The sequence below is a fragment of the Aliikangiella coralliicola genome, from assembly GCF_007004725.1.
Lineage (GTDB): Bacteria > Pseudomonadota > Gammaproteobacteria > Enterobacterales > Kangiellaceae > Aliikangiella > Aliikangiella coralliicola.
This window is the reverse complement of sequence record NZ_ML660164.1, coordinates 97,123-119,674: the sequence shown is the minus strand read 5'-3', so window position 1 is coordinate 119,674 and position 22,552 is coordinate 97,123. Positions and strand designations below refer to the sequence as shown.

The 22,552-nt window shown below is 43.7% G+C and carries 18 protein-coding genes; 14 read left to right on the top strand and 4 right to left on the bottom strand.

Translation table 11 applies throughout. The features are described from left to right. Positions 1 to 77 precede the first annotated feature (77 nt). On the bottom strand, positions 78 to 950 hold the full coding sequence (locus FLL46_RS11835; RefSeq protein ID WP_142893734.1) for a hypothetical protein: 873 nt from the start codon (positions 948 to 950) through the stop codon (positions 78 to 80). Positions 951 to 1,704: 754 nt separating this feature from the next. Between FLL46_RS11835 and FLL46_RS11830 the strand changes: the two genes are divergently transcribed. From FLL46_RS11830 to infA, 13 genes are all read left to right on the top strand, one after another. Beyond that, a complete protein-coding gene (locus FLL46_RS11830) occupies positions 1,705 to 2,073 on the top strand; it encodes a MerR family transcriptional regulator (protein ID WP_142893733.1) in 369 nt (122 codons plus the stop codon). A 12-nt stretch (positions 2,074 to 2,085) separates the two neighbouring features. After that, a complete protein-coding gene (locus FLL46_RS11825; protein WP_142893732.1) occupies positions 2,086 to 3,246 on the top strand; it encodes an isovaleryl-CoA dehydrogenase in 1,161 nt (386 codons plus the stop codon). Between the two features lie 186 nt (positions 3,247 to 3,432). Next, on the top strand, positions 3,433 to 4,617 hold the full coding sequence (locus FLL46_RS11820; protein WP_142893731.1) for an acetyl-CoA C-acyltransferase: 1,185 nt from the start codon (positions 3,433 to 3,435) through the stop codon (positions 4,615 to 4,617). Between the two features lie 240 nt (positions 4,618 to 4,857). Beyond that, positions 4,858 to 5,994: an acyl-CoA dehydrogenase family protein gene (locus FLL46_RS11815; protein ID WP_142893730.1), complete on the top strand. Its 1,137-nt coding sequence runs from the start codon at positions 4,858 to 4,860 to the stop codon at positions 5,992 to 5,994. A 55-nt stretch (positions 5,995 to 6,049) separates the two neighbouring features. Further along, positions 6,050 to 7,657 (top strand): carboxyl transferase domain-containing protein, encoded by a 1,608-nt coding sequence (locus FLL46_RS11810; RefSeq protein WP_142893729.1) that lies wholly within the window; start codon positions 6,050 to 6,052, stop codon positions 7,655 to 7,657. Positions 7,658 to 8,011: 354 nt separating this feature from the next. Continuing rightward, a complete protein-coding gene (locus tag FLL46_RS11805; protein ID WP_342779793.1) occupies positions 8,012 to 8,833 on the top strand; it encodes an enoyl-CoA hydratase/isomerase family protein in 822 nt (273 codons plus the stop codon). Between the two features lie 122 nt (positions 8,834 to 8,955). Then, complete coding sequence (locus FLL46_RS11800; protein WP_142893727.1) at positions 8,956 to 10,968, top strand: acetyl/propionyl/methylcrotonyl-CoA carboxylase subunit alpha; 2,013 nt, start codon at positions 8,956 to 8,958, stop codon at positions 10,966 to 10,968. 288 nt (positions 10,969 to 11,256) lie between these two features. After that, positions 11,257 to 12,177, top strand: coding sequence for a hydroxymethylglutaryl-CoA lyase (locus FLL46_RS11795; RefSeq protein WP_210418699.1), 921 nt, complete (start codon positions 11,257 to 11,259; stop codon positions 12,175 to 12,177). 208 nt (positions 12,178 to 12,385) lie between these two features. Beyond that, positions 12,386 to 13,090: a CoA transferase subunit A gene (locus FLL46_RS11790; protein WP_142893725.1), complete on the top strand. Its 705-nt coding sequence runs from the start codon at positions 12,386 to 12,388 to the stop codon at positions 13,088 to 13,090. A gap of 14 nt (positions 13,091 to 13,104) precedes the next feature. Beyond that, complete coding sequence (locus FLL46_RS11785) at positions 13,105 to 13,764, top strand: CoA transferase subunit B (protein ID WP_142893724.1); 660 nt, start codon at positions 13,105 to 13,107, stop codon at positions 13,762 to 13,764. A gap of 209 nt (positions 13,765 to 13,973) precedes the next feature. After that, positions 13,974 to 14,876: a leucyl/phenylalanyl-tRNA--protein transferase gene (gene aat / locus FLL46_RS11780; protein ID WP_210418680.1), complete on the top strand. Its 903-nt coding sequence runs from the start codon at positions 13,974 to 13,976 to the stop codon at positions 14,874 to 14,876. 9 nt (positions 14,877 to 14,885) lie between these two features. Next, positions 14,886 to 15,608, top strand: a complete 723-nt coding sequence (locus tag FLL46_RS11775) for an arginyltransferase (protein ID WP_142893723.1) — start codon at positions 14,886 to 14,888, stop codon at positions 15,606 to 15,608. Between the two features lie 81 nt (positions 15,609 to 15,689). Next, entirely contained in the window at positions 15,690 to 15,908 is a 219-nt protein-coding gene (gene infA, locus FLL46_RS11770) for a translation initiation factor IF-1 (protein WP_142893722.1), read from the top strand. A 201-nt stretch (positions 15,909 to 16,109) separates the two neighbouring features. On the opposite strand, the gene clpA is transcribed toward infA, so the two are convergent. Both clpA and clpS read right to left on the bottom strand, forming a co-directional pair. Further along, positions 16,110 to 18,389, bottom strand: coding sequence for an ATP-dependent Clp protease ATP-binding subunit ClpA (clpA, locus tag FLL46_RS11765; protein ID WP_142893721.1), 2,280 nt, complete (start codon positions 18,387 to 18,389; stop codon positions 16,110 to 16,112). Positions 18,390 to 18,523: 134 nt separating this feature from the next. Continuing rightward, positions 18,524 to 18,844, bottom strand: a complete 321-nt coding sequence (clpS, locus tag FLL46_RS11760; protein WP_142893720.1) for an ATP-dependent Clp protease adapter ClpS — start codon at positions 18,842 to 18,844, stop codon at positions 18,524 to 18,526. 316 nt (positions 18,845 to 19,160) lie between these two features. Between clpS and cspD the strand changes: the two genes are divergently transcribed. Then, entirely contained in the window at positions 19,161 to 19,433 is a 273-nt protein-coding gene (gene cspD / locus FLL46_RS11755; protein WP_425456738.1) for a cold shock domain-containing protein CspD, read from the top strand. A 335-nt stretch (positions 19,434 to 19,768) separates the two neighbouring features. Here the strand turns inward: cspD and FLL46_RS11750 are convergent, their stop codons facing one another. Beyond that, positions 19,769 to 21,991: an NADP-dependent isocitrate dehydrogenase gene (locus FLL46_RS11750; protein WP_142893719.1), complete on the bottom strand. Its 2,223-nt coding sequence runs from the start codon at positions 21,989 to 21,991 to the stop codon at positions 19,769 to 19,771. Positions 21,992 to 22,552 lie beyond the last annotated feature (561 nt).

Below are 22,552 nucleotides of genomic sequence, written 5' to 3'. Positions count from 1 at the left end.
CGGGGTTAAACAAGACTGAGTAAAAATCTTCAGCCACTAATTCCTGATTAATAATTCCTAATTAGCAATTCTCCCCCCTACTCTTCCTCCGGCGCGGGAAACTGATTGGTCAATAATAAGAAATGTTGAAAATAAGGCCTTGCCACCACCAACTTTTCAGTTAATGAAAACCGTTTCGCTTTATCCTGATCGGTGGCTTTTTTCATCAGTCTTAACGACAAAATGAAAAAGTCATTACAACCAACACAAACCTCACCGTCAACGCAATAATAGTCTTTCATCGGCACATTGAATATTGCCTCTGCCTGATCCATAAAATCGTAATCGGCGGTTAGAAACTGAGTTTTTAGTTGCTGCTCATCGCTGTGGTAAAAGCCGACCAATCCCGGCTGCTTTTCAACCCACTCATGACAGGCTTCACAGAAAACTACTGAGTTGGATATCTGATAAGTTTTATAAATAGGGTAAATGATCACTATCACCACTTCAGCTAACCAAACTGCCTTCAGTAACCAATGGCGAAATTCAATAGTCACAAAACTCATCGAGTATTCCTGTGCAGACTGCGCGATATAACTCAAGGTAAGCCCAGGATTTTTTAAGAGTATCTCAGAAGAAGTTTCGATTCCGATAGTGGCCAGAATTTTTGGTAAACTAAAAATCCAGGAAAAGTACAAAGCGGTCAAACCGAGTAAACCGCCACACAATATCGCGATACCAATATTTCGAATATGCCCCCAACGAACCAACAGACCGGCCACAAATCCGGTAACTGTTACTTGTATGAGAAAAACAATCGAACCAAGATAGCTGACTTGAACGGCTTGAACTAACGAGCTCCCCACAAAACTAAGTGCGATGATGAATAGGAGTGAAAGCACAAGCTTCCAGCTCAACGAGATATCAATTTTTCCCGACGGCCGATAGGATTTAAGACGGTGAGTTGACATGATCGCTCCGATTATTCTTATTATTTTTTATTTTGCGTGGTGGCAAACGAATTTAATTTTCTCAAAAAGGTTAGCAGTTGGAATTGATAATGTAAAACCAACCGACTAAGCGCTTATCTCTACACACCGCAATGTTCGTTAAGAAAATCGAAGCGTAACGCGGTATTAATAATCGTACTTTATCTCATCAAAGTAATTATTTTCACACCATACGATTAAAAAAAATCGTTATTTGTGATGTTTTTTAAATAAATAATTTATTCACTTTTTTTTGCGGAAGCTTTGCTCTATTTTGTTAGCCCAGTTTAATTTGCCAGCCTGGTTTATTGTTACGCTGAAACCGGCGTGAGAGCTTGTCACAATTGAGTTGTCAGGCGATAAACTAACGGATTCCCACTTGTATTATTGAACTGCCAGCCAATACGTATGCATCAAGGCCTTTCAATCGACTGGCGATGATAGAACTATTGGCGAATATCTAGTGTAGTGCTTAGCCCCGTTTTAATCGGGGCTTTTTTATTAACTAAATATCAATGATTGATTGCTCCAGTCCCCATTCCAGCCCGACATTGCAGCCAAAGCTCCACCTTGACCAGTTTTTGAATTAACCATAAACGACTAACCGCCGTCCCACTTTACAGCCTACTACCTCCTTCATTACACACAGACTGATTAATTTTCAATCTGGTCTAACCTTTGCTAAAATCTCACTTTTCAAGTTTACGTTAACGTAAAGGTTAATTATAATTTTACAATGAAAGAAAATAATCAAACTTACACAATTAGCGAATTATCAAAAGAATTTGGTATTACGCCCCGCTCCATTCGCCACTACGAGGACGAAAAACTGATTTCGCCTCAGCGCAATGGCTCTCAACGAATTTATGGCAAAGGCGACAAGGTCCGACTGCAGCTAATTTTGCGCGGTAAACGGATTGGTTTTTCGTTGTCGGAAATCCGCGAAATCATATCAATTTATGACCTGCCCAGCGGTGAGCAAAAACAGACCGAATATTTATCGCAAAAAATTGTGGAACGGCGAGAAGCTTTGTACCAACAACAAAAAGATATTGAAACCATGCTGGGCGAGCTTGCCCGGCTGGAAAAACGAATTAACCAATAAACGAGGCATAACATGTATTCAGGTTTGAACTTTAACCTCGGTGAAACAGCTGACATGATCCGCGATTCCGTCAGAGCTTTCGCCGAAAAAGAGATCGCGCCCATTGCGGAGCGGGTTGACCAGGAAAACGAATTTCCCAACGAGCTGTGGCCCAAACTAGGTGAAATGGGCTTGCTAGGTATGACCGTTGAGGAAGAGTTCGGCGGCTCTGGGCTTGGTTATCTGGAACATGTTGTTGCTATGGAAGAGATAAGTCGTGCCTCAGCCAGTATTGGATTAAGCTATGGCGCCCACTCAAACCTTTGCCTTAACCAATTACGTAAAAACGGAACACCTGAACAAAAAGCCAAATATCTGCCCAAATTATGCACTGGTGAACATATTGGCGCGCTGGCTATGAGTGAGCCTGGTGCGGGTTCTGATGTTGTCGGGCTGCGCTTACGCGCGGAAGACCGTGGTGACTATTACCTGTTAAACGGCAACAAAATGTGGATCACTAATGGCCCTGATGCCAACGTGTTGATTGTCTACGCAAAAACCGACCCATCGGCAGGCTCTCGCGGGATCACCGCATTTATCATCGAAAAAGATTTTGCTGGATTCTCTACCGCACAAAAGCTCGATAAACTGGGTATGCGCGGTTCAAATACTTGCGAGCTGGTGTTTGAAGACTGTGAAGTGCCGAAAGAAAATATCCTCGGCGAACTGAACGGCGGCGTTACCGTGTTGATGAGCGGATTAGATTACGAACGTGTCGTTCTTTCAGGCGGTCCAACGGGTATTATGCAAGCCTGTATGGACATTGTGATTCCTTATGTTCACGAGCGTAAACAATTTGGCAAGTCCATTGGTGAGTTTCAATTGATGCAGGGTAAATTGGCCGATATGTACACCACCATGAATGCGTCAAAATCTTATGTTTATAATGTGGCCCAAGCTTGCGATCGTGGAGAAACAACCCGAAAAGATGCAGCAGGCGTGATATTATATGCGGCAGAAAAAGCCACTCAGATGGCACTTGAAGCCATTCAATGCCTGGGTGGAAACGGTTATATTAATGAGTTTGCAACAGGTCGATTATTACGCGACGCAAAACTCTATGAAATTGGCGCCGGTACATCAGAGATTCGCCGCATGTTGATCGGCCGAGAGCTGTTTAAAGAAACCTCTTAATCCTTGGATTATTGTAGGTTGAGTTGAGGAACGAAACCCAACAAATGGTTGAATTAAAAAACGCAACCAAATAAAGGAAAACGCGAGTTATCGTTGTTATCTTGAAAAGATTACAACTTGGGTGAAACGTTTTTTACACCGTTTGGCCCAATGAATACACAGTTTAAATATTTGAGGAAAAATTCAATGTCACAGCAAGACCCTATCGTAATTGTCGGCATGGCTCGTACCCCAATGGGTGGATTTATGGGCGACCTTTCTGCCGTTAAAGCCACCGAACTAGGTTCAACAGCCATCAAAGCCGCGGTTGAGCGCGCCGGAGTGTCAGGTGAAGATATCGAAGAAGTGATCATGGGTTGCGTTTTACCAGCGGCACTTGGCCAGGCGCCAGCGCGTCAGGCAGCTTTAGGTGCTGATTTACCTTTATCAACCGGTTGTACGACTATCAATAAAGTTTGTGGCTCTGGTATGAAATCAGTCATGCTTGCAAACGACCTGTTAACTGCCGGAACCAATTCGGTCATGGTCGCCGGTGGTATGGAAAGCATGAGTAATGCGCCTCATATGTTACCAAATGCACGCAGCGGTTATCGCTTCGGTCACGTTAAAGCTTTAGATCACATGGCATTTGACGGATTGGAAGATGCATATGAAGGTCAGGCGATGGGTGTTTTTGCGGAAGACTGTGCCGATCGTTATGAATTTTCACGGGAGCAACAGGACGAATTTGCGATTACTTCATTATCACGCGCCAAAGCCGCTATTGAAGATGGCTCCTTTGCCAGTGAAGTCGTTCCGGTGACGATTAAATCACGTAAAGGCGAAGTAACCATTGAACACGACGAGCAACCACTTAAAGCTCGCCCGGATAAAATTCCAGCCCTTCGCCCTGCTTTCAGAAAAGACGGCACTGTGACTGCGGCTAACGCCAGTTCGATCTCAGATGGTGCTGCGGCTGTTGTGTTAATGCGTCAATCTGAAGCAGAAAAACGCGGCCTTAAACCCTTAGCAAAAATTGTCGGTCATGCCACACATGCGCGTAAACCAGCAGAATTCACCATAGCACCAGTAACAGCGGTTAAAAGCCTGCTGGAAAAAGTGGAATGGTCTGTTGATGATGTCGATCTGTTTGAAATCAACGAAGCATTTGCTGTGGTTACCATGGCAGCGGTCAAAGATTTAAGCTTAAACCCTGACAAAGTCAACGTTCATGGCGGCGCTTGCGCATTGGGACACCCAATTGGCACCAGCGGAACTCGTATTTTGGTCACTTTGATTGCGGCATTACAAAAATATGGCAAAACCAAAGGGGTTGCCTCACTGTGTATTGGCGGCGGTGAAGCCACAGCAATGGCGGTGGAACTAGTCTAGAATTAAGAATCGTTTATTCACCGCGTCTAAACTGCTCCCGCGATAGTCTTATTTCGGGAGCAATTCTGGCTACGCAAAAATGAACTAAATCAGGTACTCACCGAGTATTTTGAACTAAACAGATCGTAATAAAACTTCAACGGCGAGCGCTCTAAACCAGGTGTTTCGAGTAAAAAATTTTGTCGGTTTTGAAATTTTGAACGACTCAAGAATTTCGCAATATTTTAAGAGAATTAATCCATGTTCCTGACAGAAGAACAAACCATGATCCAGGATGCTGCCCGTCAATACGTGCAGGAAAAAATTACCCCCTACGCCGCCGACTGGGATCGCAACAAAACTTTTCCCGAAGAAGCACTAAAAGGTTTAGGCGAACTGGGTTTTTACGGTATGTTAGTTCCTGAAGATTGGAATGGTTGTAACATCGGCTATTTTTCAGCCGCATTGGTACTTGAAGAAATCGCCGCCGGCGATGCTGCTTGTTCAACCATTATTAGCGTGACTAACTCCGTTGGTTGTATGCCAATTTTGAATTTTGGCACCGACGCGCAAAAAGAAAAATATTTAAAGCCATTAGCTGCCGGCGAACAATTGGCCAACTTCTCTTTAACCGAGCCTCACGCAGGCTCTGACGCCGCTGACCTGCGCACGAAAGCAGTGAAAGACGGCGACAAATATATTCTCAACGGCGTAAAGCAGTTTATAACTTCCGGTAAAACGGCAGACATTGCCATCGTGTTTGCGGTGACTGATCCAGACGCTGGAAAAAAAGGTATTTCCGCGTTTATTGTACCGACGAATACGCCTGGCTATGTGGTCGCCAATGTAGAACATAAACTCGGCCAACACGCATCTGATACTTGCCAGATTTTATTTGAAGACTGTGTCATTCCTGAAGAAAATCTTTTAGGCAAAGAAGGCGAAGGTTACAAAATAGCACTCTCTGGACTGGAAGGCGGTCGTATCGGCATTGCAGCTCAATGTGTTGGTATTGCCCGCGCAGCGTTGGAAGCAGCCAAACAATACGCCGAAGAAAGAGTTGCCTTTGGCAAACCGATTCATAAACACCAGGCAATTGGATTTAAAATCGCAGAAATGGCGACTCAGTTAGATGCCGCTCGTTTAATGGTTCATCGTGCTGCGCAATTAAAAGATGCAGGAAAGCCCTGTCTAAAGGAAGCGTCAATGGCAAAATTATTTGCCTCTGAAGCGGCTGAAAAAATCTGTTCCGACGCAATTCAGGTATTTGGCGGCTATGGATATCTCAATGACTTTCCAGTAGAAAAGTACTACCGCGATGTCAGAATTTGCCAGATTTATGAAGGCACCAGTGAAGTTCAGAAAATGGTGATTAGTCGCTCTGTAATGAGCGAGTAATTAACCAATAACCAATAAAAAGCACAGACCAAAATTTACAGTTAACGGATCGGAAATGCCAACAATAAAAAGCAAGCTTAATCCGCGCAGTCAAGATTTCACTGCCAATGCTGAACAAATGCAATCGCTGATTGATGATCTACGCGACAAAATGCAGGTTATCGCTCAAGGCGGTGGCAAAGAGCGTCAGGAAAAACATACCAATCGCGGTAAATTGCTACCACGGGAAAGAGTCAGGCAACTGCTTGATGTGGGCTCACCTTTTCTAGAATTATCACAGTTTGCCGCTTACGGCATGTACGATAATCAAGTTCCGGCGGCCGGCATGATAACCGGCATCGGACGAGTGAATGGTCAGGAGTGTGTGATTGTTGCGAATGATGCAACGGTTAAAGGCGGTACCTATTTTCCAGAAACCGTTAAAAAGCATTTACGCGCTCAAGAAATTGCAGAACAAAATCACCTCCCCTGCATTTACCTGGTTGATTCCGGCGGCGCCAATCTACCGCAACAGGATCAGGTGTTTCCTGACCGCGACCATTTCGGTCGAATTTTTTATAATCAAGCCAACCTCTCAGCGAAAGGCATCGCACAAATTGCTGTTGTGATGGGAAGTTGTACTGCCGGTGGCGCATACGTTCCAGCAATGGCTGATGAAAGTATTATTGTCAAAGAGCAAGGCACCATTTTCCTCGGTGGGCCACCACTGGTTAAAGCCGCAACGGGCGAAGAAGTAACTGCTGAAGACCTGGGCGGCGCAGATGTTCATTGCAAAAACTCTGGTGTAACTGACCATTACGCTCTCGATGACAAACACGCCTTGGCGCTGGCGCGAAATGTTGTGTCTCGGTTAAACAAACAAAAGCATGCTCCTTGGGATGTAAAAGAGCCGCAAGAACCGCTTTATCCTAAAGAAGAAATTTACGGCGTTATTCCAACTGATTCTCGCAAACCATTTGATATTCGCGAAATAATCGCAAGAGTAGTTGACGCCAGCGAGTTCGACGAATTTAAACCTTTATATGGCAATACACTGGTTTGTGGATTTGCGCGCATCTGGGGTTATCCGGTGGGTATCATCGCTAACAACGGCATTTTATTTTCAGAGTCGGCGCTGAAAGGTGCACACTTTATCGAGCTTTGTTGTCAAAGAAATATTCCGTTAGTTTTTCTGCAAAACATTACCGGGTTTATGGTCGGCAGAAAATACGAAAATACCGGCATTGCGAAAAATGGTGCCAAAATGGTTACCGCCGTGGCGTGCGCCAAAGTGCCTAAATTTACCGTGATTGTGGGTGGCAGTTTTGGTGCAGGTAATTACGGCATGTGTGGTAGAGCTTATAGCCCAAGATTTTTGTGGATGTGGCCTAACGCACGTATATCAGTAATGGGCGGTGAACAAGCAGCCAATGTTCTGGCGCAAGTTAAACGAGATAACTTTGAGCGCAAAGGAATTGATTGGCCGATAGAAGAAGAAAACCAGTTTAAAGCGCCAATTGCAGAAATGTACGAGACTCAGGGGCATCCTTATTACGCCAGTGCGCGGCTTTGGGATGACGGCATTATCGATCCGGCAGATACCCGGCAGGTTTTAGGATTAGGTCTTTCTGCGACGCTTAACGCGCCGAGTGAAGAAACGCGTTTTGGCGTCTTTAGAATGTAAGCAACGAAAACTAACACCGCTGCTTATACTTCTTTTACAGGCTTTAGCAATACAGTCCCCTCTCCCTCAGGGAGAGGGTTAGGGAGAGGGAAAAACTTGGTAACTGTCATAAACTGATGAACTAATTCCCTCCCCCTAGCCCCCTCCCAGAGGGAGGGGGAACATATTTGAGATGACCGAATTATTACTACCTGCGCAATCCCAGCAGGTTTTAGCAGTACAGTCCCCTCTCCCTCCGGGAGAGGGTTAGGGAGAGAGGAAACTTGGTAAGTCATAAACCATTGAGCTAATTCCCTCCCCCTGGCCAACCTCTCCAAGAGAGGGAACATATTTATTGCACAAGATAAGGAATAAATGATGTCAGAACCAAGTTTAGCAATTGAAAAAAGAAACAATGGTATCGCGACGATTACCCTTAATCGCCCACAAATTCACAACGCGTTTGATGATAAAGTCATCGCCGAGTTAACTGAAGCTGTCAGCAAACTTGATCAAGATGATTCAGTGCGCATAATCGTGCTCGCAGCAAATGGTAAAAGCTTTTCTGCCGGTGCCGATCTTAACTGGATGAAAAGAATGGCAGGCTACAGTTGGGAACAAAACTATCAGGACTCTTTACAACTTGCCGGCCTGATGCAAACCATTCATGACGCCAGTAAAACAACCGTGGCAGTGGTTCAGGGGGCAGCTTTTGGCGGCGGTGTTGGTTTGGTAGCTTGTTGCGATATCGCGCTGGCGAGTGAGAAAGCACTGTTTTGTTTATCAGAAGTAAAGCTTGGATTAATTCCCTCAGTCATTAGTCCTTATGTCGTTAAAGCAATTGGCGAACGAAACGCAAAACGCTATTTTGCGACGGCAGAAAGATTTGATGCGACCGAAGCTAAACATATTAACCTGATCCACAAGATTTTCCCCCATGACGCTTTGACAGAGAATGTCGAAGACTTTTTACAAAAAGCTTTGGCGAATGGACCGAAAGCCATGTATCAGGCAAAGAAACTGGTTAATCTGGTTCACAATCAGCCGATTAACGAAGACCTCATTCGAGAAACGGCGCAAAGAATTGCTGATATCCGAGCCTCTAAAGAAGGTAAAGAAGGCGTTGGCGCTTTCCTCGAAAAACGACCGGCTAACTGGTCTAAAACTAATGATAATGAATCCAGTAATATTGAGTAATTCAATGTTGCTAAACACGATGAAAATTACGCAATAAATATTGCGGTAAACAAAGTGTCTTTTGGACAAAGAAACCAATCATTCAAGATTAATAAAGAAAAAACTTTCAGGATTAAAATTTAATGGCTCATCTTAGTATCAATAAACTGCTCATTGCTAATCGCGGAGAAATTGCCTGTCGAATTATTCGCACAGCGCAAAGAATGGGGATCGAGTGTGTTGCAGTTTACTCTGACGCGGATAAAGACTCACAACATGTCAAATTAGCCGACGAAGCCTGGCATATTGGCGGTCCAGCTGCAAAAGACAGTTATTTAAAAGCCGACACTATTTTGGAAGTCGCTAAAAAATCAAACGCGAATGCGATTCATCCGGGTTATGGTTTTCTATCAGAAAATGCAGAATTTGCACGCCAATGTGAAGCGAATCAAGTAATTTTCGTCGGCCCACCTGTACCTGCTATCGAAGCGATGGGCTCAAAAAGTGACGCCAAATCAATTATGGAAAATGCCGGCGTACCATTGGTGCAAGGCTACCACGGCAATGACCAGTCTGACGATCGATTGCAATCTGAAGCCGATAAAATTGGTTACCCTTTATTAATCAAAGCGACTGCTGGCGGTGGTGGGAAAGGCATGCGTGTGGTTGAATCTTCGGCAGATTTTATTGACGCACTCAACTCCTGTAAGCGCGAAGCGATTTCATCTTTTGGTGATGATCGGGTGTTAGTGGAAAAGTATTTAACCAAGCCCCGCCACGTTGAAATTCAAGTTTTTGCAGATAGCCAGGGCGATGCGGTCCACTTATTTGAACGAGATTGCAGCATACAAAGACGTCACCAAAAAGTCATTGAAGAAGCGCCGGCTCCCGGCCTTTCTGAAGAAACCCGTGAACAAATGGGCCAGGTGGCAATCACGGCCGCTAAGGCGATTGGTTATGAAGGCGCCGGAACCGTTGAATTTTTATACGACCACGACGGCTCATTTTATTTTATGGAAATGAATACCCGACTTCAGGTTGAACATCCAGTCACAGAAATGATCACCGGATTGGACCTGGTAGAATGGCAAATCATGGTGGCCAATGGCCTACCATTACCGCTACAACAAAACCAACTAACCATCAACGGTCACGCATTTGAAGCCCGTATTTATGCGGAAGACCCCGACAACGATTTCTTACCCGCCACCGGCAAAATTAGTTACATGGGATTGCCGCAAACCAATGCCAATGTGCGAGTAGACTCGGGAATTGTTTCAGGCGATAGCGTAAGCGTTTATTATGATCCAATGATCGCAAAATTAATCGTCTGGGATCGCGATCGCAGTGCCGCGCTCGCTCGATTGCGAGGCGCTCTCGCAGATTTTCACGTTGCCGGATTAACGACTAACATCGAGTTTCTCCATCACCTTGCTAGTAACGATTCGTTTAATAATGCTGATTTAGATACTCACTTTCTGGATAAACACGGTGAAGAATTAACTACGGCAGACAGTAGCGTCGCCGATGAAATTCTCGCAGCGGCAGCGCTCCACGTTATGCTGAAGCAAGCTGACAAACAATCAGGAGATAGAGTTGACCCCTACTCTCCCTGGAATGAAACATCGGGATGGCGACTCAACGAAGATAATCATCACTTGATTGAATTGTTACATGATAACAATCAATACACAGTGACAGCTCACTTCCGCAACGAGGGCTTATTAAGAAATAAAGGCTTTCTTTTGGAAATCGGCGGGAAAGAGCTAGTCGCCAGCGGATATCTGGACGGTAATCGATTGCACATCGATTTAGACGGACACCAATCGACTGTTAACCTGGCGGAAAGTGATAATCAACTTGTCATCTTTAAGAATGCAAAAAGTTGGGAACTCGAAGTCAAAGATAATAGCCTGGTCAATCTTGACCAAGATACCCAGGCGAATCTGACCGCCCCAATGCCTGGAACCGTGATCGACGTTTTAGTTAATCCGGGCGACACAGTGGAAGAAGGTCAGGCACTCATTGTCATGGAAGCAATGAAAATGGAACATACGATCAAAGCCCATAAAGACAGTGTCATCGCTGAAGTACTTTATCAGGAAGGTGATCTGGTTGACGAAGGCGCTGAGCTGATAAGTTTTGAGGAAGAATAAGCCATTGTTTAAACAGTATATGTAGGTGAAGGATAAAAAATAACCTGCGAGAGTTGCACTTCCCTTTGAAAAATGGGGGCGCAACCTCTCCCTAGCCCTCTCCTTCCAAGAGAGGGGACTTAATCCTTTGTACAAACCGGAGACATTTGAAACCGAAAGCTAACTGTTTCGACAATTCCCTAAAACCGACACCAATTCTGAACAGCCATTTAGAATTGAAAAAACAGCTCTGACAACACCGTCACATAAAAAATGACCTAACAACATCAATTCGTAGAGGACACATAAATAATGTTGGACAACCGGGTAAAAATCATTGAGGTTGGCGTTCGCGACGGTTTACAAAACGAAAGCACACCAGTCCCCACCGAGATAAAACTCGAACTTATAAACCGCTTGGCGCAAAGCGGACTTGGTGTCATCGAGGCAACCAGTTTTGTTTCCCCCAAGTGGGTGCCACAAATGGCAGACCATCAGCAAATCGTTGAACAATTAGTTCAACAATATTCAGCTGAAAGCAAAATCCACTTTCCGGTACTCACGCCAAACCTGAAAGGTTTTGAGAATGCCAGAGCTGCAGGCGCAAAAGAAGTCGCCGTTTTTGCTGCTGCTTCAGAAAGCTTTTCGCAAAAGAATATCAATTGCTCTATCGATGAGAGTATCGAACGCTTTAAGCCGATTTTTGAACAAGCGCAAACCGCTGGGATCCGAGTTCGTGGCTATGTTTCCTGCGTTTTAGGGTGTCCTTATGAAGGAGAAATTTCACCTGAAGTCGTGGCGAAAGTTGCCGAAAAGCTTTACGAATGTGGGAGTTACGAAGTATCCCTTGGGGATACCATTGGCGTGGGCACACCAGGTAAAACAAAATCTTTGATCGAAACAATCAAAAATTTGATTCCTGTTAGCAATCTAGCGGTTCATTTTCACGATACTTATGGACAAGCTTTAGCTAATATATACGCCGCACTAGAATCTGGCGTAACCAATATTGATTCATCGGTGGCAGGATTGGGCGGTTGCCCTTACGCGAAAGGCGCATCCGGCAATGTGGCCACAGAAGATGTGGTTTATATGTTAGATGGACTAGGCTTAGATAGCGGTGTTAATCTGGATAAACTCGTTGATGCCGGTGATTATATTAGCCAATATTTGAATCGTCCGAATAACTCGAAAGTTGCGCAGGCTATTCTCGCTAAGCGCACAAGTTGATAACTTTGTCGGCATAGATCCCCACAATGAGATGGCGGATTCCGTGAGATTTTTCGCGATTCAAATGAAACTGACAAAAGCGATTTTATTCAATAACAGCTTATGATTTGCAAGATATAAATAGTTTATTGAATGTAGATTATTTTAGAATTTAATTTATAGAACGTAGATAATATATAAAACGTAATAATGAAACAGGAGTACTACTATGGCCGGCTTTGACAAAGTCGTACACAGCTATGAAGAAGCAATGCAAGGGCTTAGCGACGGCATGACAGTGATTGCCGGAGGCTTTGGTCTTTGTGGAATACCGGAAGGTTTGATCGCTCAGATAAAAACAATGGGCACTAAAGAACTGACATTTGTTTCCAATAACTGTGGCGTTGATGATTTTGGTCTGGGGCTATTGCTTGAAGACAAACAAATCAAAAAAATGGTTTCATCCTACGTGGGTGAAAATGCCGAATTTGAACGCCAATTTCTTTCCGGCGAACTAGAAGTAGAATTAACCCCTCAAGGTACGCTAGCGGAAAAAATGCGCGCCGGTGGTGCAGGTATTCCGGCTTTCTACACCGCGACCGGTTTCGGTACGCCGGTTGCCGACGGTAAAGAATCTCGTGAATTTAATGGACGCAACTATATTCTGGAAGAATCAATCACCGGTGACTTTGCCATTATTCGCGCCTGGAAAGCCGATAAGACCGGCAATCTGGTATTCAGAGACACAGCCATGAACTTTAATCCAATGGCGGCAACCGCAGGAAAGATAACCGTTGTTGAAGTGGAAGAAATTGTCGAAGTCGGCGAACTTGCACCGACGGAAATCCACACGCCGGGCATCTACGTCAACCGCGTTATTCAAGGTGACTTTGAAAAACGCATTGAACGACTGACTTTAGCGAAACAAGATTAACGGGGAATCGAACTATGGCACTTACTCGCGAACAAATCGCTATGCGTGTAGCACAAGAATTACGTGATGGTTATTACGTTAATCTCGGAATCGGTATTCCAACCTTGGTTGCTAACTATGTTCCCAAAAACATCGAAGTCATGCTGCAGTCGGAAAATGGCCTGCTCGGTATGGGCCCCTATCCTACCAAAGACCAGGTTGATGCTGATATGATTAATGCTGGCAAAGAAACGGTGACAGCCATTTCAGGCGCCTCAATTTTTTCATCAGCGGAAAGTTTTGCCATGATCCGTGGTGGTCATGTTGACCTGACCGTTCTGGGTGCATTTGAAGTCGATCAAAACGGCAACATCGCCTCTTATATGATCCCTGGAAAATTAGTGAAAGGCATGGGTGGTGCAATGGATCTGGTTGCCGGCGCGCAAAACATCGTTGTTACCATGACTCACGCCGATAAAAGAGGAAATTCTAAACTACTTGAAAGCTGTACCTTGCCATTAACCGGCGTCGATTGTATCAGGAAAGTAGTAACGGATTTGGCAGTGATGGAAATCAAAGACGGCGCATTTCACTTGTTAGAGCGCGCTCCCGGTGTTTCTGTCGAAGAAATTCAGCAAAAAACCGCAGGAAAGCTGGTTGTTGAAGGTGATATTCCTGAGATGAAATTCGAATAATTTAGTAAAAACGGTTGTTTTCTACTGAAATATTCTAAAAGAACTTCCGAAAAAGAGGCACCCAATTGGCGTGTCTCTTTTTTTTAGTGCTAAGATAAACCAATAGACTTGTAAAACACCTGAGCCCGGCTGTTAGCCCAAACTCGGGTTAAATGTTCACTTGTCGTGAAAAAGCGGATACTGACTAATGATCACGATAAAGCGAGTTATTGGACGCTAATATGTTGCCTTATCTTTCAACAGACATATCTTTCCCGCCGGTTGAGCAGGCGCTGGATGATCCCAACGGGTTACTAGCTGCTGGCGCAGACCTTTCGAGCGAAAGACTGATCCAGGCCTATTCACAGGGAATTTTTCCCTGGTATTCTCCCGGAGAACCAATTCTCTGGTGGTCGCCAGATCCGCGAACAGTATTTTTTGTTAATCATTTTAAAATCCACAAAAGTGTTAAGAAAACTTTGCGTAAATCTCAGTTGACAGTCACGCTAAACTTTAATTTTAAAGAAACGGTTAAACGATGTTCTCGCCCACGCAGCGCAGAAAACGGCACCTGGATTACTAAAGAAATGATAGAGGCCTATTGTGAGTTACACCGTCTTGGTAAAGCCCATTCGCTAGAAGTCTGGCAGGGTAATCAACTAGTTGGTGGAATATATGGTGTTGTTACCGGCGGTGTATTTTGTGGAGAATCAATGTTTAGCGAAATTTCGAACGGCTCCAAAATTGCACTTTCGTGTCTGGCACGCTATTTAAAGCAACTCGACTTCAAGCTTATTGACTGCCAGATTGAAAACCCACACTTGATGAAATTAGGGGCATCGAATATTTCTCGTAAACTTTATTTGAGTCTACTACATTCAAGCAGTCAACAGACCTGGGATAGTCAACAATGGCAACCACAACGGCTACACTGGCCAAGTTTACTCGATATAACAGGAAAAGATGATCTTCCCCTGGAAGTTGAGCCTGTCATAGTCGAACCAGCTACACCACCACTGGCGTTACAACCAGCCAATGGCCGGGTTGAAAGCTGTGAAGTCAATATTAAGCCAGCTGATACTCAGCTCAGTGACAACCTCCATCGTCCCGGCCGCCATGGGATCGAAGTATAAAGGAGCAGCATGTCTAGTCAGATTAAGCCGGCACAGTTGAGTTTTTTTATCACACCGCCCCACCAATGTCCTTACCTGGTGGAGAATGAGTCTCGCACATTATTTCTTTCGCCGGAGATCCATACCGATAAGTTACTTTACAGTGCGTTGATAAATCGCGGCTTTCGACGAAGTGGCGAACATATTTACCGCCCCCACTGCGATAATTGTAAAGAGTGCATCTCGGTTAGAATACCGGTGGAAAAGTTCACGCCAAATAAGCAGCAAAGGCGATGTCAGAAAAAAGGTGGTGCTTTTTATACCATGATGGAGCCTTCACGATTTACTCAGCAGCATTACCTGTTGTTTGATAAGTACATTAGTGAACGGCATCGTGATGGTGATATGTATCCAACTTCGACCATCCAATACCGTGAATTTTTACTCAACGACTGGTTGGAGACCAATTATCTTAACTTTTTCGATATAAAGACTAATCAATTGGTAGCCACTTGCGTATTCGATACCGTTAATAATGGATTATCAGCGGTTTACACTTTTTTCGATCCTGATTTTGCCCAGTTTAGTCCCGGAAGATTAGCGATCCTGAAATTGATTGAATTGGCTCAATCAGAAAACCTGCCTTATGTTTATCTTGGCTATTGGATAAAAAATAGTCGTAAAATGAACTACAAAGGCGAATATCGTCCAATTGAGTGCTTTTTAAAGGATCAGTGGATTTATTTGAGTTAAGTCACGATAAAGGCTTTGATTATTGGCCAAATATCAGGCATCATTACGCGCGTTTTTAACTGCAACAGATATCAAGAGAGTATGGCTAAAGAAGATAGCATTGAATTAGAAGGCACTGTTTTGGAAACACTTCCAAACACAATGTTTCGAGTCGAATTAGAGAACGGTCACGTGATCACTGCACACATTTCTGGAAAAATGCGTAAGAACTACATTCGTATTTTGACAGGTGACAAAGTGACAGTAGAAATGACACCTTATGACTTGAGCAAAGGGCGAATTACTTTCAGAGCAAGGTAGCCTTAACGCCCCTTGCAGTTAGCACTAGTTGCCAGATGTAATTAGTAAAACACGCAATAAAAATAGATTCAAAAAAGCAGGCCTGGGCCTGCTTTTTTACTTTTCTCGGTTATTTATTCCTTATCCGAATCTCAGGTTAACTAACCTCAAGTTAATTTAAATACCCGTGACAATTTCCAGTCACGGCATACTGATGATATTTTATTGTTTGATAACAATTTCCTGCTTATTCTTGATTTTGAAAGTAAGCTTGTCTTTTTTAGCATCAAAACCAACAACAACCTGACCGCCATTAGACAATCGTCCAAACAATAATTCTTCAGCCAATTCCTTTTTAATTTTTTCGCGCATCACTCTGGCCATTGGGCGCGCGCCCATGGTTTTGTCAAAGCCCTGCTCCGCTAACCAGTTTCTGGCATCTTGAGTCACCTCAAGTGAAACGCCTTTGTTATCAAGCTGGCTTTGTAATTCAACAATGAACTTATCAACCACAGAACAAATAACATCCATTTCCAGTGGCTGGAACCAAACCATCGCATCCAGACGATTTCTGAACTCCGGAGAAAACACGCGGTTAATCACTTCGATATTGTCTTTATCTTTCGATTGAGTCTGGAAACCAATTCCCGGCTTTTCTAATTCGGCAGCACCGGCATTAGTTGTCATCACCAGAATAACATTGCGGAAGTCAGCTTTGCGTCCGTTATTATCAGTCAAAGTGCCGTGATCCATAACCTGAAGCAACAGGTTGTAAACATCCGTATGGGCTTTTTCGATTTCATCGAGTAACACGACTGAATAAGGATTTTTGGTCACAGCTTCAGTCAGTAAACCGCCTTGATCGTAACCCACATAGCCGGGAGGCGCACCGATAAGTCTTGAGACCGTGTGCGCTTCCATATATTCGGACATATCAAAACGAATAAACTCTATTCCCATTATTTTTGCCAACTGCTTGGTAACCTCTGTTTTACCAACCCCGGTTGGACCGGCAAACAGGAAACTACCTATCGGCTTATCTTCCAGCCCGAGCCCTGAGCGCGATAGCTTAATTGAATCGGACAATGTCTCGATAGCTTTGTCCTGACCAAAAACGACCATCTTCAAATTTCGTTCAAGGTTTTCGAGCGATTTCTTGTCAGAAGTTGAAACATTCTTCGCTGGAATTTTTGCCATTTTGGCAATGATATTTTCAATGTCAGTCACCGAAATGCGCTTCTCGCGATTTTCTTTTTCTTGCAACTGACGGTTTGCGCCGGCTTCGTCAATCACATCGATTGCTTTATCCGGAAGGTGCCGGTCATTAATATAACGGGCCGATAATTCCGCCGCAGACTGCAACGCTGCGTCAGAATAACTGACATCGTGATGCTGCTCATACCGCGAACGCAATCCTTTTAAGATATCGACTGTGTCGGCGACGCTTGGCTCATCAATGTCCACTTTCTGGAAACGTCTGGCAAGTGCACGGTCTTTCTCAAATATTCCACGGTACTCTTGAAAGGTGGTCGATCCCATGCACTTCAGTTCGCCATTAGCAAGCATCGGTTTTATCAGGTTAGAGGCGTCCATAACGCCGCCAGAAGCTGAACCTGCGCCAATAATGGTGTGAATTTCATCAATAAATAAAACCGCATGATCTTTCGATTTTAATTCAGCCAGAACGGCTTTGAGGCGTTTTTCAAAATCGCCACGATACTTAGTTCCTGCTAACAATGCTCCCAGGTCCAATGAAAAAACCTGACAATCATCAATTACCTGAGGCACTTCACTATCGACTATTTTCTTCGCCAATCCCTCAGCGATTGCCGTTTTACCAACACCGGCTTCGCCAACGAATAATGGGTTATTTTTTCGGCGGCGGGACAATATCTGAATAGTCCGCTCAATTTCAAGATCTCGGCCGATTAATGGGTCGATCTTACCATCTGCCGCCATTTGGTTCAGGTCGACAGTATAGGCTTCTAGCGCCGTTGGTTGCTTGGTCGTTTGCTCTTGCTCAGCGGCTTCAAACTCAATATTGTCATTTTCTCTATCATCACCGGGTATCTTTGAAATACCGTGGGATATGTAATTAACAATATCTAATCTTGAAATATCTTGCTGTTGCAAGAAATAAACCGCCTGGCTTTCCTGCTCACTAAAAATGGCAACCAGAATGTTTGCGCCGGTCACTTCCTTTTTGCCAGAGGATTGCACATGAAAAACAGCTCGCTGCAATACTCTCTGGAAACCTAGTGTAGGTTGGGTTTCCACATCACCAGCTTCAGCTGGGAGGATATGGCTGGTTTCCTCAATGAAATTAATTAGCTGACGATGCAACATTTCAATATCAGCACCGCAGGCGCGTAATACTGTCACAGCGTGAGCATTATCTAGTAAAGCGAGTAAAAGGTGTTCAACCGTCATATACTCATGTCGCTTCTCACGAGCATCGGTGAACGCCAGATTAAGGGTCAGTTCTAAATCTTTACTTAACATCGTTTATGCACCTTATTCGAACACTCGATTTATACAACAACATGCAAACAACAAACTCCTTGGCATGTTACCTACTCTCGGCTCTATTCAAATTCCCTTTCATGTCGGCTTCCATTTTATTCTGATTCCCCGATTTATTCGGCTTCCATGGTACACATCAACGGATGCTCATGGGCCCTTGAATAATCATTAACTAACGCCACTTTGGTCTCAGCAATGTCAGCGGTGTAAATTCCCGCCACACCATGCCCTTCATAATGCACTTGAAGCATTACTTTGGTGGCTTGCTCAGTTGTCTTATGAAAGAAGCGTTTTAACACCTGTATTACAAAATCCATGGGTGTGTAATCATCATTCAACAATAAAACTTTGAACATTTTAGGTTGTTGCACTTCTGGTTTTGATTCAGCAACCGCAACACCATGTTCTTTCTCGCGAATATTTTCGTCGCTCATATCTTAATTCTAGTAAAAGGTTTCAAATTTGCAGCTTTTCTGGTGAGTTCTATTTTAATAAAGGTTAATGGGGAAGCTCCAGCTATTTTTCAAGACAAAATCTACACTACAGATAATTATTTATAAATCTTCGCAATATCCCCGGTGTTGTAGTGGTAAGGGGGTTGACATTTTAGTTGTTTTGTGAGATTCATTGTTTCGCTCTTAGTCTGGACATTTCCGGTGATATTAGCAGCACTGCTATATAAATATTCGTAGTTTTTTATAAAGCTTTTAAAAATCAATAAGTTACCGTAAATGGGTCAGTTGATTTTCAATGAGTAAGGGAAGATATGAGGAGTATATGATGGCAACGGGTACAGTTAAGTGGTTTAACAACGCTAAAGGTTATGGTTTCATTCGTCCAGACAACGGCGGCGATGATATTTTTGCACATTATTCAACCATTGATATGGATGGATACAAAAGCCTCAAAGCGGGTCAAGAAGTAACATTTGAAACTTGTGAAGGACCGAAAGGCCTACATGCACAGGCCATCAGCACAGTTGCTCAAGACGGCACCACCCTGATCGAGCCAAAAGAAGATTAGATTCGATTAATAAAGGCCCGTAGCGCGGGCTTTTCGTTCGCAACCCCTAATCTCAAATTGCAATCCATTGCAGCATTTCTTTATTGTCCACAGCTCACAATTATAACAAATAGAGATATTTCTAATTACTCAATCCAATCCTGTTAACCAACGATTGTTTGAAATCAAGCTGATATCATCACCGTTTCGGTTATTGTGCGCTGCATCGGGACTGCAGAAAACCTTCTTGTTGCTTGCCGATCCTGTAGAAATGTCCAAAAGGTTTACTGCACAAAAAAACCTGAGATTAACTTTCTGCCAATCTCAGGTTTTATTATCAGGCTTAGATCTAACTCTTATAAGCTAGCTAACGCCTGATTCAATATTGCGCTTGGACGCATCGCCTGAGCAGCTAACTCTGCATTCGGGCGGTAGTAACCATCGATATCCATCGATTGACCCTGAACTGAATTAAGCTCATTAACGATTGCTTCTTGATTATCGTTTAATGCCTGCGCTAAACCGCTGAAACGAGATTTTAACTCCGCATCAGCATCCTGTACCGCTAATTCTTGAGCCCAATACAGTGCTAAAAAGAAATGACTGCCACGATTATCTAACTCACCAACTTTACGCGATGGTGACTTGTTAGTATCGAGGAACTTTCCTGTGGCCTGATCTAGCGTATCGGCCAGAACTTTCGCTTTCGCATTACCTGTCGTATTACTTAAATGCTCCAGGGAAGCCGCTAAAGCTAAAAATTCTCCGAGAGAATCCCAACGAAGGTGATTTTCTTTTTCAAATTGTTGAACATGCTTAGGTGCAGACCCACCCGCGCCAGTTTCAAACAACCCGCCACCGTTCATTAACGGAACAATTGACAGCATTTTTGCGCTGGTTCCCAACTCAAGAATTGGGAATAAATCAGTCAGATAATCACGCAACACGTTACCGGTGACAGAAATAGTATCTTCGCCCTGCTTCACTCGTTGTAATGTGAATCGAGTCGCTTCAACTGGCGGTAAAATTCGAATGTCGAGTCCATTTGTATCATGATCAGCCAAATATTTTTCAACCTTGGCAATCAATTGTGCATCGTGCTCACGCTCACTATTTAACCAGAATACCGCTGGTGTTGCGGAAAGTCTGGAACGTGTAACAGCAAGTTTCACCCAATCTTGAATAGGTGCATCTTTGACCTGACACATGCGGAAAATATCACCTGTAGCGACCTTCTGCTCTAACAGCGTTTCGCCTGCCTTGTTGATAATTTTAACAACGCCATCAGTTGCGATTTCGAATGTTTTGTCATGTGAACCATACTCTTCCGCTTTTTGCGCCATTAATCCGACATTAGGAACTGTTCCCATGGTTGATGGATCAAACGCACCATTCTCACGACAAAAATTAATGGTTTCCTGGTACACACCAGAATAACAACGATCAGGAATAACCGCTTTAGTGTCTTGTTGCTTACCAGCCGCGTTCCACATCTGGCCAGAACCACGAATCATTGCGGGCATGGAGGCATCAACAATTACGTCAGAAGGCACATGTAAGTTAGTGATTCCACGGTCAGAGTCGACCATCGCTAACGCAGGTCTTTGTTGATATAAAGCTTCAATATCAGCTTTGATTTCCGCTTGCTTGTCAGCAGGCAAGGCTTCAATTTTAGTGTAAAGATCGCCGATTCCGTTGTTAACATCAACGCCGAGCTCTTCAATAATTGCCGCATGCTTTTCCAGTACATCCTGGTAAAAAACCGAAACCACGTGACCGAAAATAATCGGATCAGAAACTTTCATCATGGTTGCTTTCAGGTGAAGAGAGAACAACACGTCGTTATTTTTTGCGTCTTCAATTTCTGCTTCAATAAAAGCTCTTAATGCTTTTTTGCTCATCACTGACGCATCGATCACTTCACCGGCTAACACGGGCGTAGAAGCTTTTAGTACCGAAACCGCGCCGCTATTATCGACCAGCTCAATACGTAAATCATCGGCTTCATTTAGCGTGGTTGATTTTTCACTACCAAAAAAATCAGAATCAGACATGCTGGCTACATGAGATTTTGAATCTTTTGCCCATGCGCCCATGGAATGCGGGTTCTTCTTGGCATAATTTTTAACTGAGCCTGGCGCGCGACGGTCTGAATTTCCTTCTCTCAAAACAGGGTTAACCGCACTTCCTTTAATTTTGTCGTATTGGGCTTTAATTTGTTTTTCTTCGTCATTTTGCGGTTCTTCAGGGTAATCAGGTAGTTTATAACCCTTCTCCTGCAGCTCTTTAATAGTGGCTTGCAATTGTGGAATTGACGCACTGATATTCGGTAACTTGATGATATTAGCTTCTGGCGTTTTCGCCAGCTCACCCATTTCGGCTAACGCATCAGAAATTCTCTGCTCTTCTGACAAATAATCAGGAAAATTTGCAATGATACGGCCAGAAAGAGAAATATCGCGAGTTTCTACCTCAACTCCGGCAGCTTCAGTAAACGCTTTAACGATAGGTAATAAAGAATAGGTTGCGAGCGCAGGTGCTTCATCAGTTTCGGTATAAATAATTTTAGAAGTCGTCATTTGATTTCCTAGATTGACAAATGTGTTTTACAGATGTGTTATACAAATAAGTCATTGATAGACTGTCAGTTAATCCGTATCAATATGAATTCAATTCAGTATTTTCTCGTTGGTTTAATAAATCGCTAATTTCTAAACTTCATTTTGTATACAAATTACAACGAATAAGCGACTTAAAACTATCGATTTAAAACCATCGACGATCGAACTAACCATTTCTAAATATGCTTACTTTGAGCAAATTAGTTTTGAACTTTACTATTTGGAGAGTGTTTCAGTGATGAATCACTTCCAAACAGGATTTCGTTGGCTTTGCCGTCGTTTTACTCACACTGTGTTATCAGGTCAAATTGACACTGGGCACAGTCTTATTATTTAGAATCTGCTCTCATTTCTCACATAATCTGGCGCAGACTCTTGCTTTGATTCTTTTTCACAGACTGCCCTAGAGGATTTTCTAGTAACGTCTTGTTCTCCGAACTCACATAAACACCAGGTTTTGTTTGAAAGTCCGGTGATGGCAGCCAAAAACAGGCAGAATCAGCGAGCGCGAATTATACG

What these genes read in the sequence shown, in the direction of transcription:
- FLL46_RS11810 (WP_142893729.1), top strand. Translation starts at nt 6,050, where the DNA reads ATGCCAACAATAAAAAGCAAGCTTAATCCGCGCAGTCAAGATTTCACT.
- FLL46_RS11785 (WP_142893724.1), top strand. Translation starts at nt 13,105, where the DNA reads ATGGCACTTACTCGCGAACAAATCGCTATGCGTGTAGCACAAGAATTA.
- FLL46_RS11815 (WP_142893730.1), top strand. Translation starts at nt 4,858, where the DNA reads ATGTTCCTGACAGAAGAACAAACCATGATCCAGGATGCTGCCCGTCAA.
- FLL46_RS11825 (WP_142893732.1), top strand. Translation starts at nt 2,086, where the DNA reads ATGTATTCAGGTTTGAACTTTAACCTCGGTGAAACAGCTGACATGATC.
- FLL46_RS11750 (WP_142893719.1), bottom strand. Translation starts at nt 21,991, where the DNA reads ATGACGACTTCTAAAATTATTTATACCGAAACTGATGAAGCACCTGCG.
- FLL46_RS11775 (WP_142893723.1), top strand. Translation starts at nt 14,886, where the DNA reads ATGTCTAGTCAGATTAAGCCGGCACAGTTGAGTTTTTTTATCACACCG.
- FLL46_RS11800 (WP_142893727.1), top strand. Translation starts at nt 8,956, where the DNA reads ATGGCTCATCTTAGTATCAATAAACTGCTCATTGCTAATCGCGGAGAA.
- infA (WP_142893722.1), top strand. Translation starts at nt 15,690, where the DNA reads ATGGCTAAAGAAGATAGCATTGAATTAGAAGGCACTGTTTTGGAAACA.
- FLL46_RS11790 (WP_142893725.1), top strand. Translation starts at nt 12,386, where the DNA reads ATGGCCGGCTTTGACAAAGTCGTACACAGCTATGAAGAAGCAATGCAA.
- clpA (WP_142893721.1), bottom strand. Translation starts at nt 18,389, where the DNA reads ATGTTAAGTAAAGATTTAGAACTGACCCTTAATCTGGCGTTCACCGAT.
- FLL46_RS11830 (WP_142893733.1), top strand. Translation starts at nt 1,705, where the DNA reads ATGAAAGAAAATAATCAAACTTACACAATTAGCGAATTATCAAAAGAA.
- FLL46_RS11805 (WP_342779793.1), top strand. Translation starts at nt 8,012, where the DNA reads ATGATGTCAGAACCAAGTTTAGCAATTGAAAAAAGAAACAATGGTATC.
- FLL46_RS11820 (WP_142893731.1), top strand. Translation starts at nt 3,433, where the DNA reads ATGTCACAGCAAGACCCTATCGTAATTGTCGGCATGGCTCGTACCCCA.
- FLL46_RS11835 (WP_142893734.1), bottom strand. Translation starts at nt 950, where the DNA reads ATGTCAACTCACCGTCTTAAATCCTATCGGCCGTCGGGAAAAATTGAT.
- clpS (WP_142893720.1), bottom strand. Translation starts at nt 18,844, where the DNA reads ATGAGCGACGAAAATATTCGCGAGAAAGAACATGGTGTTGCGGTTGCT.
- cspD (WP_425456738.1), top strand. Translation starts at nt 19,161, where the DNA reads ATGAGTAAGGGAAGATATGAGGAGTATATGATGGCAACGGGTACAGTT.